The 14,277-nt window shown below is 72.2% G+C and carries 12 protein-coding genes; 8 read left to right on the top strand and 4 right to left on the bottom strand.

The annotated features are described in order from the left end of the window. Window position 1: 1 nt before the first annotated feature. Window positions 2–793, bottom strand: a complete 792-nt coding sequence (locus IE140_RS25150; protein WP_150197104.1) for a CoA transferase subunit A — start codon at window positions 791–793, stop codon at window positions 2–4. 184 nt (window positions 794–977) lie between these two features. Here IE140_RS25150 and IE140_RS25145 point away from each other — a divergent pair, with 184 nt between their 5' ends. Continuing rightward, entirely contained in the window at window positions 978–1,178 is a 201-nt protein-coding gene (locus tag IE140_RS25145) for a type II toxin-antitoxin system VapB family antitoxin (protein ID WP_093437965.1), read from the top strand. A gap of 34 nt (window positions 1,179–1,212) precedes the next feature. Here the strand turns inward: IE140_RS25145 and IE140_RS25140 are convergent, their stop codons facing one another. Next, a complete protein-coding gene (locus tag IE140_RS25140; RefSeq protein ID WP_109180722.1) occupies window positions 1,213–1,710 on the bottom strand; it encodes an NUDIX domain-containing protein in 498 nt (165 codons plus the stop codon). A gap of 138 nt (window positions 1,711–1,848) precedes the next feature. Here IE140_RS25140 and IE140_RS25135 point away from each other — a divergent pair, with 138 nt between their 5' ends. Continuing rightward, a complete protein-coding gene (locus tag IE140_RS25135; RefSeq protein WP_150197111.1) occupies window positions 1,849–2,967 on the top strand; it encodes a glycerate kinase in 1,119 nt (372 codons plus the stop codon). A 48-nt stretch (window positions 2,968–3,015) separates the two neighbouring features. Here the strand turns inward: IE140_RS25135 and IE140_RS25130 are convergent, their stop codons facing one another. Further along, window positions 3,016–3,768, bottom strand: coding sequence for a PucR family transcriptional regulator (locus IE140_RS25130; protein ID WP_189460712.1), 753 nt, complete (start codon window positions 3,766–3,768; stop codon window positions 3,016–3,018). 251 nt (window positions 3,769–4,019) lie between these two features. On the opposite strand from IE140_RS25130, the gene IE140_RS25125 reads away from it, so the two are divergent. The 5 genes from IE140_RS25125 to IE140_RS25105 are packed head-to-tail and all read left to right on the top strand — an operon-like array spanning window position 4,020 to window position 8,946. Beyond that, on the top strand, window positions 4,020–4,817 hold the full coding sequence (locus tag IE140_RS25125) for an ABC transporter ATP-binding protein (protein ID WP_032777033.1): 798 nt from the start codon (window positions 4,020–4,022) through the stop codon (window positions 4,815–4,817). After that, window positions 4,805–5,614 carry an ABC transporter ATP-binding protein gene (locus tag IE140_RS25120; protein ID WP_176725667.1) on the top strand — a complete coding sequence of 270 codons (810 nt, stop codon included), beginning with the start codon at window positions 4,805–4,807 and terminating at the stop codon, window positions 5,612–5,614. The genes IE140_RS25125 and IE140_RS25120 overlap by 13 nt, the downstream gene beginning before the upstream one ends. Continuing rightward, complete coding sequence (locus IE140_RS25115; RefSeq protein WP_032762899.1) at window positions 5,611–6,501, top strand: branched-chain amino acid ABC transporter permease; 891 nt, start codon at window positions 5,611–5,613, stop codon at window positions 6,499–6,501. The genes IE140_RS25120 and IE140_RS25115 overlap by 4 nt, the downstream gene beginning before the upstream one ends. Next, entirely contained in the window at window positions 6,494–7,696 is a 1,203-nt protein-coding gene (locus IE140_RS25110) for a branched-chain amino acid ABC transporter permease (RefSeq protein ID WP_150194654.1), read from the top strand. Before IE140_RS25115 ends, IE140_RS25110 begins: the two co-directional genes overlap by 8 nt. Further along, the gene (locus IE140_RS25105) at window positions 7,693–8,946 is read left to right on the top strand and encodes an ABC transporter substrate-binding protein (RefSeq protein ID WP_150194652.1); all 1,254 of its coding nucleotides are present in this window, start codon (window positions 7,693–7,695) and stop codon (window positions 8,944–8,946) included. The genes IE140_RS25110 and IE140_RS25105 overlap by 4 nt, the downstream gene beginning before the upstream one ends. Before the next feature lie 142 nt (window positions 8,947–9,088). Here the strand turns inward: IE140_RS25105 and IE140_RS25100 are convergent, their stop codons facing one another. Beyond that, window positions 9,089–10,864 (bottom strand): AfsR/SARP family transcriptional regulator, encoded by a 1,776-nt coding sequence (locus IE140_RS25100; RefSeq protein WP_229826897.1) that lies wholly within the window; start codon window positions 10,862–10,864, stop codon window positions 9,089–9,091. On the opposite strand from IE140_RS25100, the gene IE140_RS25095 reads away from it, so the two are divergent. After that, window positions 10,766–14,251, top strand: a complete 3,486-nt coding sequence (locus IE140_RS25095; protein WP_167533483.1) for a CHAT domain-containing protein — start codon at window positions 10,766–10,768, stop codon at window positions 14,249–14,251. The genes IE140_RS25100 and IE140_RS25095 overlap by 99 nt on opposite strands. The last annotated feature ends 26 nt before the right edge of the window (window positions 14,252–14,277 follow it).

Raw genomic sequence — 14,277 nt, 5'->3', positions numbered from 1 at the left:
CTCAGCCGGTCCCTTCATGAACAGCGGGGGCGGTGCGGACGGTCAGGCGCTCGATGCGCTTCTCGGCGCGTGGGTTGTCCGCGCCGATGGGGACGACCCGCTGGACGAAGATCCCGGGCAGATGGACGTCGTCGGGGGCGAGTTCGCCCGGCTCGACGAGTTCCTCGACCTCCGCCACGGTGATGCGCCCGGCCATCGCGGCGAGCGGGTTGAAGTTGCGGGCGGAGGAGTCGAAGCGCAGGTTCCCGTGCCGGTCGCCCACGGCGGCGCGCACCAGCGCGAAATCGGTCGTGATGCCCTCCTCCAGCAGATGCTCCCGACCGCCGAAGACCCGGGTCTCCCTGGGCGGCGACGCGACCGCGACGGAGCCGTCCGCGCCGTGCCGCCAGGCCAGACCGCCCTCGGCGATCACGGTGCCCGCCCCGGCCGGTGTGTAGAACGCCGGGATGCCCGAACCGCCCGCCCGCAGCCGTTCCGCCAGGGTGCCCTGGGGGACGAGCTCCACCTCCAGCTCCCCCTGGAGGTACTGGCGCGCGAACTCCTTGTTCTCCCCGACGTAGGAACTGGTCATCCGTGCGATCAGCCCCGCCCGCAGCAGGAGCCCCAGGCCCCAGTCGTCCACCCCGCAGTTGTTGGACACCACCCTGAGCTCACCGGATCCCCGCTCCAGCAGAGCGTGGATCAGCACACCGGGTATCCCGCACAGCCCGAACCCGCCCACGGCCAGGGACGCCCCGCGCCCCACGTCCGCGACCGCGTCCGCCGCGTCGGCGACCACCTTGTCCCTGCTCATCCGTACACCTCTCGCCGTATCGACTGCGACGAGACTAGGAATCCGTGACGGCCCCCGGCGATGGTGGACGGCCACACTTCGGGGCCCGCCCGGATGGTGGCGACGGCGGCCCGGCACCTGGTACGACGCGGTGCTCTTCGGGGAACCGGGCCCCGGTCGGAACACGCCGGGGTAAGGTCCGCGCATGGCCAAGGTGACCGTCAGTCTGGATGCCGAACTCGTCGTCGAAGCGATGGTCCTCGCGGGGGTGGGGAACCCGCAGGACGCCGTCGAACTCGTGGTGCGCGACTACATCGCGCGAGGCCACCGCACCGAGGCTCTCGTCGCCGAGAAGGAGAGTGCGGCGCGCGAGGTGGAGATCAAACCCGAGGCGCAGCAGGGCTGACCGCCCGCCCGGCCACCGGTATGCGGCCGACGCCCTACGCGACCGGCTCGCCGTCCTCCAGCTCCGTCGGCCCGCCGCCCGACGTCAGGGCCTCCAGGGCTGCCCTGACCCGGCCGCAGAGCGTGCCCAGCAGGTAGGCGTCCAGGTCGGCGGGGTCCACCAGCCGCCAGGACAGCAGCTCCTCCTCCTGGAGCCGGATCGCCGCCAGCTGCTCAGGGGTGAGCACCCCGCCGTCGTACAGATACGCCACGATCGGCGGGCGGCCGGGGCCCCGCACCCAGTCCACGGCGAGCAGCCGTCCCGGGGCCACGTCGAGTCCGATCTCCTCGGCCGTCTCGCGGCGGGCGCCCTGCCGGGGGCCTTCGCCCGTCTCCGACTCGACGGTGCCGCCGGGCAGCGCCCAGCCCTTGCGGTAGTTCGGCTCGACGAGCAGGATCCGCCCGTCCGCGTCGCGGAAGAGCGAGGCGGCACCGGCGAGGACCCGGGGGAGCCCGGCGATGTACGTGAGGTAGTCGGCATCGGGAGTCGTCACGGCGACAGCGTAGTGGTCCGGCTCCGGACCGTACGGCCGTGGACGGCCATGGGCAGATCAGGGGTCGTGCGGATAGGGTCGGGGCGGCGCGACTGCCTGTTCGAAAGCAAGGGATGCAAGGTGACGGACGGAGCAGATGTGGAGACCGCCCGCGTGCTCGTGGCGGCGGACAAGTTCAAGGGCTCGCTCACGGCCGTACAGGTCGCGGAGCGGGTGACGGCCGGGCTGCGGCGCGTCGTACCCGGCCTGGCGGTGGAGACCCTGCCGGTCGCGGACGGCGGCGACGGTACGGTCGCGGCGGCGGTGGCCGCCGGATTCGAGCGCCGCGAGGCGCGGGTGACCGGTCCTCTCGGCGACCCGGTGACGGCGGCGTACGCGCTGCGCGGGGACACCGCCGTGGTGGAGATGGCCGAGGCCTCGGGGCTCCAGCACCTGCCCGACGGGGTGTTCGCCCCGCTCACGGCCACCACGTACGGCTCGGGCGAGCTGCTGAAGGCGGCCCTGGAGGCGGGGGCGACGACGATCGTCTTCGGGGTGGGCGGCAGCGCCACCACCGACGGCGGCGCGGGCATGCTCGCCGCCCTCGGCGCCCGCTTCCTGGACGCGGACGGCAAGCCCGTCGCCCCCGGCGGCGGACCGCTCGCGACGCTGGCCGAGGCGGACCTCTCGGGGCTCGACCCGCGCCTGAAGGACATCGACCTGGTCCTGGCCAGCGACGTGGACAACCCGCTGACCGGGCCCAAGGGAGCGCCCGAGGTGTACGGGCGGCAGAAGGGCGCGAGCGAGGAGGACATCGCGGTCCTCGACGCGGCCCTCACGCACTACGCCTCGATCCTCGGCCCCGACACCGCCGCGCTGCCCGGCGCGGGCGCGGCCGGAGGCATCGGCTACGGGGCGCTCGTCGCCCTCGGCGCCCGCTTCCGCCCCGGTATCGAGGTCATGCTCGACGTGCTCGGCTTCGCGCCCGCGCTCGCCCGCGCCACGCTGGTGATCACGGGCGAGGGCTCGCTCGACGAGCAGACCCTCCACGGCAAGGCCCCGGCCGGGGTCGCCGCCGCCGCCCGCGCGGCCGGGATCGAGGTCGTCGCGGTCTGCGGCCGCCTCGCCCTGCCCCCGGAGGCCCTGGAGCAGGCGGGCATCCGCCGCGCCTACGCCCTGGCCGAACGGGAACCGGACCCGGCGGTCTCGATGGCCCAGGCGGGCCCGCTGCTGGAGCAGGCGGCGGAGTCGATCGCCCGGGACTTCCTGACGGGCTGACGACGGTGCGACCGGCTGTCGTCGGCCCCGCCCCGTGGCGGCCTCCCCTCACGGCGGGGCTGACGACAGCCGCAGCACCTCCAGCGCCAGCACCAGGTCCACCAGTTCGCGCGGCCGGGACAGCGAGCGTGCGGTCAGTCGTTCCAGGCGGCGCAGCCGGTTGAAGACCGTGTTGCGATGACAGCCCAGCCGGGCAGCCGCCCGCCCCACCGAACCCCCGCACTCCAGCCACGCCTCCAGCGTCTCCACCAGCAGTGACCGCTCCGCCGGTACGAGGGTCAGCAGCGGGCCGAACACCTCCGCCAGCAACCGGGTGGACAGCTCCGGGCGGCTCACCAGCAGGGCCGTCGGAAGCCGCTCGTCCAGCCGGACGATCTCCCGGCTGCCCGGCTCGCACGTCAGCAGCGCCGTACCCGCCAGCCGGCGCGCCGCGCCCAGCTCCGCCAGGGAACCCACCACCGGGCTCACACCCCCCGGCCCGGCACCCAGCTCCCTGAGCCGCGCCACCGCCCGGGCCGCGCCCGCCGGTCCCAGCAGCACCACCGCCACCTCCCGCCCGCCCTCCCGGACCTCCGCCGCGCCCGGGGAACCCTCCGCCGAGCCCCACCACCAGCGCGCCCCGTCCACGTCCGGGCCATCGGCCACCGCCGCGTCCGGCACCGGCGCGCCCAGCACCACCACGGCGTAGCGCCCCCGCTCCGGCAGCCCGAGGCCGCGCGCCGCACGCGTCACCAGGTCCGGCGTGGCCCCGCCCGCCAGCAGCGGGCCGAGCAGCGCCCCGTACCGCGTTCCACGCCGCATCCGCCGCTCCGTCCCCGGGTCCGGGCGCTCCTGATGACCGACGAGGATGCCACCGGCCCCGGCGGTGGGCCCCGGCCCGTCACGGCGTCTGTGCGCGTGCACAACGCGGTCCTTCGTTCGCTGGTCGCCCGCATCGAGTCCGCCCCGCCCCGTGGACGCACGTCCCGCCCGGTGCTGGTCTGTGGCACCACCCCCACAGATGAGCACGACAGACCAGCACGACACACGACTTGGCGGAAGGAGGAGGACGCATGGCAACGCTGGAGATCCGCGCGCTGTCCGTCGGCTACGGCCCGGTCCGGGCACTGCGCGACATCTCGGTCGATGTGCCGGACGGCGGGATCACCGCCGTGCTCGGCGGCAACGGCGCGGGCAAGACCACGCTGCTGCGGGCCGTGTCGCGGACCCTCGGCTTCCACCGCGGGACGGGCACCGGGACCATCCGGTTCGACGGCCGGCCCCTGGAGGGGCTGCGGCCCGCCCAGGTGGTGGCCGCGGGAGTGGTCCAGGTACCGGAGGGCCGGCAGGTCTTCGCCCGGATGACGGTGGCCGACAACCTGCGGGCGGGCGCCCTCGGGGCACGCGGCGGGCGCAGGGAGACCGGCGCGGCGCTCGCCCGGGTGCACGAACTGTTCCCGGTGCTCGCCGACCGCGCGCACCAGCGGGCCGGGCTGCTGTCCGGCGGCGAGCAGCAGATGCTGGCCATGGGCCGGGCCCTGATGGCCGGGCCCCGGCTGCTCCTGCTGGACGAACCCTCGCTCGGCCTCGCCCCGCTGATGGCGGCCAGGATCGCCGAGACCGTGCAGGAGATCAACGCGGGCGGCACCTCCGTCATGCTCGTCGAGCAGAACGCGGCGATCGCCCTGCGCCTCGCCTCCACGGCGTACGTCCTCGACGTCGGCGAGGTCGCCCTGTCCGGGCCGGCCGGTGAACTCGCCGCCTCCGACGAGGTGCGCCGCCGCTATCTCGGCGTCGTCGACGAGGACGCGGCGGCGGACGCCGACCCGGCCGCCCGCACCCGGCGCACCCTGAGCAGGTGGTCCGCGTGACGACCACCACGTCGGCCCGCCAGGACATCACCGCGGCCGCCCTCGCCGTCCAGGACGTCACCGTCCGCTTCGCCGGGCTCACCGCCCTCGACGCCGTCTCCTTCACCGTCGAACCCGGCAGCGTGCACGCCGTCATCGGGCCCAACGGCGCGGGCAAGTCCACCTGCTTCAACGTCCTGTCCGGTGTCTACCGCGCCGCCTCCGGACACGTCCGCCTCGGCGACACCGAGCTCACCGGACTCCCACCGCACGCCATCGCGGACCTCGGGGTCGCCCGCACCTTCCAGAACCTGGCGCTGCCCCCGCACGCCACCGTCGCCGACAGCCTCCTCCTCGGCCGCCACCGGCTGACCCGCTCCGGGTTCCTCGCCACCGGCCTGCGGCTGCCCTCCGCCGTCCGCGAGGAGCGGCGCCACCGCGAGCGGGTCCGTGAGATCGCCGAATTCATCGGGTTGGAAGGGCAGTTGGAGCGGCCCGCGGGCTCGCTGCCGTACGGGCAGCAGAAGCTCGTCGAGCTGGGCCGCGCCCTGTGCATGGAGCCGAAGGTCCTGCTGCTGGACGAGCCGATCGCGGGCATGACCGCCGACGAGCGCCGCCGCACCGCGGCCGTCGTCGCCGACGTACGCGACAGTCTCGGCATCTCCATCGTCATGGTCGAGCACGACATGGGCGTGGTGATGCGGCTCGCGGACGCCGTGACCGTACTCGACTTCGGACGCAGGATCGCGGGCGGCACCCCCGCCGAGGTCCAGAACGATCCGGCTGTCGTCCAGGCCTACTTGGGAGCACCTCAATGACCACGTTCGTCGAACTCCTCCTCGGCGGCCTGTCGATCGGCTCGGTCTACGCACTGATCGCGCTCGGATTCGTCGTCATCTTCAAGGCCACCGAGGTCGTCAACTTCGCCCACGCGTCCCTGCTGTTGGCGGGCGGCTACGTCACCGCCGTGCTCCACGACGACATCGGGTTCTGGCCGGCCCTGCTCGTCGGGATCGCCGGCGCCGCGACCGTCGGGGCGGCCATCGAGTTCTTCGTGATGCGCCGCTACCGGGGCAGCGACCACAGCGTCCTCGCCATCGTCACCATCGGCGTCGACATCCTCCTCATCACCGAACTCACCCGCCGCATGGGCACGGACGTCCTCGCCCTCGGCGACCCCTGGGGCAACGAGGTCGTGAACATCGGCGGCATCACCCTCGCCCAGACCCGCATCGCCGCGTTCCTCGCCGCCGGGCTGCTGATCACCGTGTTCCTCCTCGCCTTCCGCTACACCTCGTGGGGCGTGTCCATGCGGGCCGCCGCCGAGAACCCGCAGACGGCGGCGCTCATGGGCATCAGACTGGGACGGGTCTCGCTCGCCGCCTGGGCGGTCGCCGGGGCGCTCGCCGCCGTCGCCGCGCTCTTCCTCACGGTGTTCCCGACCCCGGGCCTGGAGCGCGCCACCTCGCTCGCCGCACTCAAGGCGTTCCCCGCCGCGATCCTCGGCGGGCTCGACTCCACCACCGGGGCGCTGGCCGGCGGACTCATCGTCGGCGTCACCGAATCGCTCGCCACCGGCTATCAGAGCGATCTCTCCTTCCTCGGCCGGGGCATCGGCGATCTGGCGCCCTACCTGGTGATGGTGGCCGTCCTGCTGATCCGCCCCGCGGGACTCTTCGGCACGAAGGAGCTGGCCCGTGTCTGACACCACAGCCGAAGCCCCCGCCGAAACCCCTGCCGTGACCGCATCCGTACACGGCGGCGGACCCGAGAGCCTCACGGACCGGCTGCGCAGCCCCCGTACGTACGCCGTCCTCGTCGGCTCACTCCTGCTCCTCGCCCTCCCGTTCTACCTGGACCGCTTCTGGCTCCAGGCCGGACTGTTCGCGATGGCTGCGGCGATCGGCGCCATCGGGCTCAACATGCTCACCGGCGCCACCGGCCAGCTCTCCATGGGCCACGCGTTCTTCCTCGCCGTCGGCGCGTACGGTTACTGCGTCCTGGCGGGGGAGAGCAGCACCGAGAACGGCCACACGCTGACCGGCCTCGGTCTTCCCACCTGGCTGGCCGCGATCCTCGCGGTGCTGCTCGCCGGGGCGGCGGGCGGGATCTTCAGCCCCATCGCCGGACGGCTGCGCGGCGCCTACCTCGGAATCGCCACCCTCGCGCTGATCTTCATCGGGCAGCACGTCCTGTTCAACGCGGGCTCCCTGACCGGCGGTTACAACGGCCGGGCCGTACCGCCGCTGTCCGTCTTCGGGTTCACCTTCGACGACTCCGAACTCATCGTCGCAGCCGTCCCGTTCGGCTCCTCGGAGAAGCTCTGGTACGCGGGTCTGCTCGCGCTCCTGCTGAGCGCCCTGTTCGCCCGGGGCGTGCTGCGGGGCCGGCCCGGACGCGCCATGAACGCCATCCGGGACCACCGCATCGCGGCCGGGGTGATGGGCGTGCCGGTGGCCCGCTACCGGGCCGGGGTCTTCGTCCTGTCCTCGATGTACGCGGGCCTCGCGGGCGTCCTGCTCGCCCTGGTCTTCCAGCGGACGGTACCCGAGTACTTCGGCATGATCCTGTCCCTCGAATACCTCGCCATGATCGTCATCGGCGGTCTCGGCAGCGTCGCGGGAGCGGTGATCGGCGCCGCCTTCGTCTCCCTGCTTCCACAGGTGTTCACGCACTACAGCGACTCCCTGCCGCTGGTCTCCGCCCCCGGCACGGGCGGCCTGGCACCCGGTGAGGCGTCCCGCTATCTGTACGGCGCCGCGGTGGTCGCGGTGGTCCTGTTCCTGCCCGGCGGCCTCGCCCGCCTCGGCCTCGCCCGCACGAAGAAGCCGCAGGCTCCGAAGAATCCGGCTGTTCCGAAGCAACCAGCGGCTCCGAAGAATCCAGGGGAGAAGTCATGAAACTGAGAGTGCTCACGGCCGTCGTCGCGGCCCTCGCCGTCACCCTCGTCGGGTGCAGCGGCAAGGCGACCGAAGGAAAGGCGGGCGAGGAGGGCGAGGGCGGGATCAAGACGGGTCCCGGGGTCTCCTCCTCGACGATCTCCCTCGGGGTGCTGACCGACATGACCGGCGTCTACGCCTCGCTGGGCAAGAGCGTCACCCAGGCCCAGCAGCTGTGGGTGAAGCAGACCAACGACGAGGGCGGCATCTGCGACCGGAAGATCGAACTCACGGTCCGCGACCACGGATACGATCCCCAGAAGGCCATCGCCGCCTACACCGAACTGGTCCCTGACGTGGTGGGCTTCGCCCAGTTCATCGGCTCCCCGTTCGTCGCCGCCGTCGAACAGCGCGTCGACGGCCAGGACAAGGGGCTGGTGCTGCCGCAGGCCTGGTCGGCGAATCTGCTGGGTTCCCCGTACATCCGGGTCATCGGCGCCACCTACGACGTCGAGACGATCAACCTCATCGACTACCTCCTCGCCGAGAAGCGCATCGCGAAGGGCGACAAGATCGGTCACGTGTACTTCGAGGGCGACTACGGCGAGAACGCGCTCGTCGGCTCGAAGCACGCGGCGAAGGAGGCCGGGCTCACCGTCGTCGAGCAGAAGATCAAGCCGACCGACAACGACATGACGGCCCAGGTCGCCGCCCTCAAGCAGGCCGGGGTCAAGGCCGTGGTCGTCAGCGCAGGACCCCGCCAGGCCGCCTCGCTCGTCGGCGTCGCCGCGGCCACCGGCTTCAACGTCCCGGTCGTCGGCAACAACTCGGCCTTCGCCCCTCAGCTGTTGAAGACCCAGGCGGGCCCGGCCCTGCTCAAGGACTACTACGTCGCCTCCTCCACGCTGCCCATCGGCGACCCGGGCGACGGTCCGGCCAAGCTCGCCAAGGAGTACGCCGCCCAGTACCCGAGGGACGTCCTCGACAACGGCGTCGTCGCCGGATACACGGCGGCCTCCCTCTTCGGCGAGGCCCTGTCCAAGGCCTGCGACGACAAGGACCTCACCCGCGAGGGCATCGACAAGGCGCTCCTCACGATCAAGGGGTACGGGACCGAGTTCGGGGTGACGCACGACTTCTCGGACCCGAAGGCGCCCTCCACCCGCGAGAGCGTGATCATGAAGCCCGACGCCGGTGCCGCCGGCGGGCTGAAGGTCGTCCGCCCGGCCGAGGTCGCCCCGGCGGCCGAGTCCTTCGCCATCGGCGGCTGAGCACCGCACGGAGAGGGTTGCCGGGAGGTCCGACCGGGGTGCCCCGGTCGGACCTCCCGGCCGTCCATCCCGATGGGCCGGGAGCGTCGGTCACCGGGCGACGTGCTCCGCTGCCATCACACGAGGTGAACCGCAGGCTCCGTCATGATCGCGCATGGCCCTTCGCCGTGAACGTGGCGCTGTCCAGCAGCCGGCCCCGTAGGTCCCCGGGCGCCTGACCGTGGTCGTCCAGCGCCTCCACGAAGCGCGCGACCTCGGAGATGCGGATCGCGTGGAGATCGCCCGGCCGGACGACGATGCGGAGCTCAGGCGTGTGCCGCTCGGACCGGCTGCTGGCCAGGAAGGTGTCGATGATGAGGATCATCAGCTGCTCGAGCTCCAACTCCACCCGGGCCAGCCCCGATCCCACCAGCGGAATCGCCGTCGGCTTGCGCAGGCCGTGCACGGCGACGTCGGCCCACAGGCACTCCAGGCTCAGGCGCAGGGCGTCCCGGTCGGACCGGGTGACGAGGTCGTTGCCCTGTCGGCAGTGCACGAAGGCGAAGACGCGGCGACCGGGCAAGGACAACGGAACGACCGATCCGATCGGGTACCGGATCCGCTTGCCCTTCGGCTTGTCCCGTACGTGTTCCGTCCCGGAGGGTTCGACCCGTTGCAGCCCCTTGCGCAGCGCCCGGTCGAGAAGTCCCCGGTCGCCGCCGTAGACGCGGTCGAGCAGTTGCCCCTGCACGCTGTCGCGACTGATGATCACGTCGTTCTCGGTGGCCGTGTCGAAGGTGTCGCAGAACCCCACGGCCATATTGGCGTCGTGCTGGTCGAACAGGTCGCCCGCCTTGACCACCAGCCTGGTGGAGATCCCGGTGAACTCGCGCCGCAGTATCTCGTCGCCGCGGCGAGCGCGAACCCGTCGGCGCAGTGAACGTACGGCGGCCGCCGCGGCCGAATCGTCGGGCCGGCCCGCAGCCCGCACCTCGGCGACCGGCAGCGCCAGTTCCGGATGTCCCAGATCAGCCTGCGCCCGCACCAGTTCCCCGCGAGCCGTGTCCAGCGTTCCCATGAGCCGACGCACCAGCGGCTCGGCGAAATCCGACTCGGCCACCTCCTGCAGCGGCCTTCCCTTCCAGAGGCCGAGCGCTCGGTTCAGCAGCACGACAGCCGTCGCGGGATCCGAACAGGTGGCCTCGTTCACCAGCTCGATGAACTCCGTGCAGTCCAGCCGGTCACGGTCCGGTACGAGCCGGTACGCCGACTCCGGATACGGGCCGCTCAGCATCTGCTCCGTGCGCACGAGCGGCGAGGCCGAGTCCTCGCCCGCATCAACGGCCTTTCGCAGTTCGCTGATTCGCTGCTGCACCTGGGTACGGTGAGCCCTTGTCACCTGGCCGTCGTGCGGCAGTCCCCACAGCTCGCGATAGAGCCGGGTCACCGGAACGGCTTCCCCCTCGGCCGCGACGAGCCGCAGCAGGAGCTTGGTCGTGAGGGGCGGCATGCGCACCCGCGTACCGCCGACGGTGAGCGCCGTCGAGCCCAACACGCATATCCGGACACGCGTCACCTGGTTCTCCGGCTCCGTCGACTGGCGTCCCGCAGACTCCGCCGAAGGGCGGCAACGTGACTTTAGCAACGAGGCGTTGGGCGTATCCAGAAAAACTGTGAAGCAAGCCTGAAGCACCTGGGAAGCGGAAAGACTCCTCCGTACGGGCACTTTGTCCGATGCAATGGCGGCATGCGGGGGGAACCGGTGGGGGAACGCGAGGATTTGCTCGATGCTCTGTGGGCGCGGGTATTGGCGATCCCCGAAGAAGGATTCGACCAGGTGATGGCCGACGAGGCGCTCGCCGAGGCCGAACGTCTCGCCGCGCTGGTCAAGGCGGACCGCGACGATGTGAAAGCCAGGTACTGCCTCGGCTGGATCCACCTTTCCCGCTTCCCCGGTCTTCCCGAGGAGGAGGGCAGGATCGCCCTGGCAGAGGCCGTGTCCATGTTCGTGCCCTGCTTCCTCAAGGGCGCGACCCCGGACCTGCCCGCCGTCTCCCTTCCCGAGTCAGTGATGCCGCGGGTCCTCATCAGCGCCGCGCTCCATACAGCCGTGCTGGCCCAGGAGAGCAAGGAGGCTGCCGACCCGGACGGCCTGGCGACCGCGGCCACCCAATGGAAGCTGATCGTCGACGCCACCCCGCCCGATGACCACGACCTGCCGTCCTACCTCAACCACCTGGGCACCACCCTGACCGGCCTCTACCGGCTCAACGAGGACCCGGACACCCTGGACGCGGCGATCGAAGCGTTCGAGCGCGCGTCGGCGGTCATGGCCGCCGACGATCCCCAGCGCGCCGTCGCACTGGGCAGTCTGCGCGACGCCCTGCGGCTCAGGTACGAGCGCACGAAGGCCGCAGCGGACCTCGACGCGTCGGTCGAGGCGGCACGGCGTGCGGCGGACGTCCCTCTCTCGTCCGCCACCGGTGACCGGAACCGAGCCCGCCTCGCCGATCAGCTGAGGGGCCTGGCGGACATGTTCCAGAAGAATGCCGAGGGCGAGGGCGAGGACGACACGTCGGAGGTCTACCGCGAGCTCGGCCGCCAGTTCAGGCAGAAGGCCGCCGACCTGGGGTCCGACGACGATCTGCGGGGGGCGAGACGGTGGGAGAGCTACGCGTCGGCATTGGAGTACCGGTTCGATCTGGGGAGCGACCTGGAGAGCCTGGACGCCGCGATCAGCGCCTACGAGCGGGCGCTGGAAGGTACGGCCACGGGCGAGGACGAGCGCGCCGAGCTGATGAACAGCCTGGCAGTGGCCCTGACGAAGCGCTTCCTCCAGACGTCGGTGCCGGCGGATCAAGCGCGCTACACGGAGCTGATACGGCAGTCGCTCGCCACCACGACGGATGCCGTCGACGCGGCGCGCTACCGCGGGAATCTCGCGGTGGCGCTGCTGGTCACGTCGGCGCAGCGAAGTGACCTGGAGGGGGTGGACACCGCGGTCGACATGGCCAGGCGGGCACTGGCCGACCTCCCTCCCGGCCACCCCGCCGAGGCCGACGTCCGGAGCGGCCTGTCGCTGGGGCTGCGCTTCAGGGCGCAACTCATCCAGTCCTTGGCGGACGCGCAGGAGGCGGTCGAACTCGGTCAGGCATCGGCGACCGCCTCCGAGGACCTTCCCAAACAAGCCCAGCGTGTGGCCAACCTCGCGTTCTCGCAGACCCTTCTCGCGCAGAGGACGCTTCAGTCGGCCGGCCTGGACCCGGCCATCTCGGTGGGCAGGGCAGCCGTGGCCGCCTGTCCCGAAGGCGATCCGACGCGCTTTCTGCTGCTGGGGCACCTGGCCCAGTTGCTGCTGATGCGCTACCGGGCGGAGGGCCGGCCGGCCGACCTGGAGGAGGCCATCGGCACCGGACGCCTGGCCCTGGCAGCGGTCTCGGCCTCGCCCCGGCACGGGGAGCTGGGCTCGGCTCTGCTCAACCTCGGCATCGCCCTCCAGACCCGCTTCGAGCAGGAGTCGGACCCGGCGGACCTGGACCAGGCCATCGAGTGCTTCCGGAAGGGACGGAGCAGTCTCCCGATACCGGCGCTGCAGGTCGCCTGCATGGCCCTGCTCGCTTCCGCACTGGAAACGCGCGGAACCCGCGCGGATCGCGCGTCCGCGGTGCGGCTGCTGACCGCCGCCGCCGAAGGGGAGGAGTTTCCGCCGACCGCGCGGATCATGGCGGCGCGCGAGGGGGCGAGGCTTCAGGCGGCGTCGTCTCGGCCGGCGGCGTCCGACCTGCTGAGAGGAGCCGTTCTGCTGCTGCCCCGCGTGGTGCCGCGTCGGCTGGAGCGGGACGACCAGCAGTACGCCATCGGCCAGTTCGACGGACTGGCCGCGGACGCCGCCGCTCTCACCCTTGCCGACCGCACCCTGCCCCCCGGCAAGCGGGCCGTCCGGGCACTGCGCCTGCTGGAGGCCGGCCGGGCCGTCCTGCTGAGTCAGGCGCTGGAGACGCGCACCGACCTGACCGAACTGGGCAGTGAGCACCGTGAGCTGGCCGACCGCTACGTCGCGCTCTGCACCGAGCTGGAGAGAGGTTCAGGAGCAGCTGCCGACCGGACCGCGCGGGCCTTCGCCGAGCTGCAGGAGCAGATCAGGGCCCTGCCCGGCTTCGCGTCCTTCGGGCTGCCGACGAGGGGCGAGGATCTCGTCGCCCAGGCGCGCGGCGGCCACCTGGTGGTGTTCAATGTCAGCCGCTACCGCTGCGACGCCCTGGTGGTCACCCCGAAGGGGGTCAGGACCGTTCGGCTGCGTGGCCTCACATACGACGCCGTGACGCGCATGGTCGACGTCTTCCAGCAAGCGTTGCGGGACTGCACCGACGAGAACTCCGATCCCCGAACCGCTCAGTCGGTCCTGGCCCGGATCCTGCGGCACCTCCACCACCGGGCGACATTCCCGGCGCTCGCGGCCCTGGGCCACGACAGGGTGCCGCGCAAGGGCCTTCCGCTGCCCCGGGTGTGGTGGGCTCCGGGCGGGCGTCTCGGGCAACTGCCGATCCACGCGGCCGGTTACCACGGCGTCACGCCGGGCAGGTACCGCTGGGCCGTGATGGATCGCGTCATCTCTTCCTACACACCGACGATCGGCGCCTTGCAGCATGCCCGGCAGCGGGCCGCGAGGGCCCCGAGCCTGCCGGACCGCGCGCTGGTGGTCGCGCTGGCCACGACGCCCGGACTGCCCGGCACCGCTCGGCTCGCGGCCGTCGCCAAGGAGGCCGCTCTCGTACGGGGGCTGCTGCCTGATCCCGTTCTCCTGTGCGAGCCGGGGCTGTTCACGGGCCCCTCCGCAGGCGCCGCGGACCTTCCGACCACGACCAATGTGCTGGAGAACCTGCCCGGCTGCACGATCTCGCACTTCGTCTGCCACGGGACCAGCGACCCGGCCGACCCGTCCAGGAGCCGCCTGATCCTGCAGGACCCGGACACGCCGCTCACGGTCTCCGCGCTGGCTCCCGTGGACATCGGCAACGCCCGACTCGCCTACCTCTCCGCCTGCAGCACGGCCGCCACCGCGGGCACGGACCTGCTCGACGAGTCCATCCACCTCACTTCCGCCTTCCAGCTCGCCGGATTCCCGCACGTCATCGGCAACCTCTGGGAGGCCAGCGACGGCGTCGCCCAGCGGATCGCCGAACGCTTCTACGCGGGGATCACCACCGGGGACGGCCCCGACCCCGGCCGGTCCGCCGCTTCCCTCCACAACGCCGTCCAGGAGATCCGCTCGGACAACCCGGACCATCCGTTCCTGTGGGCCGGATACCTCCACGCCGGCGCCTGACCGATCCATCAACCGGAAGGACCACG

Source organism: Streptomyces parvus (assembly GCF_014648875.1).
Lineage (GTDB): Bacteria > Actinomycetota > Actinomycetes > Streptomycetales > Streptomycetaceae > Streptomyces > Streptomyces parvus.
The sequence above is the reverse complement of the archived record's forward strand: the minus strand, read 5'-3'. Positions and strand labels throughout refer to the sequence as shown.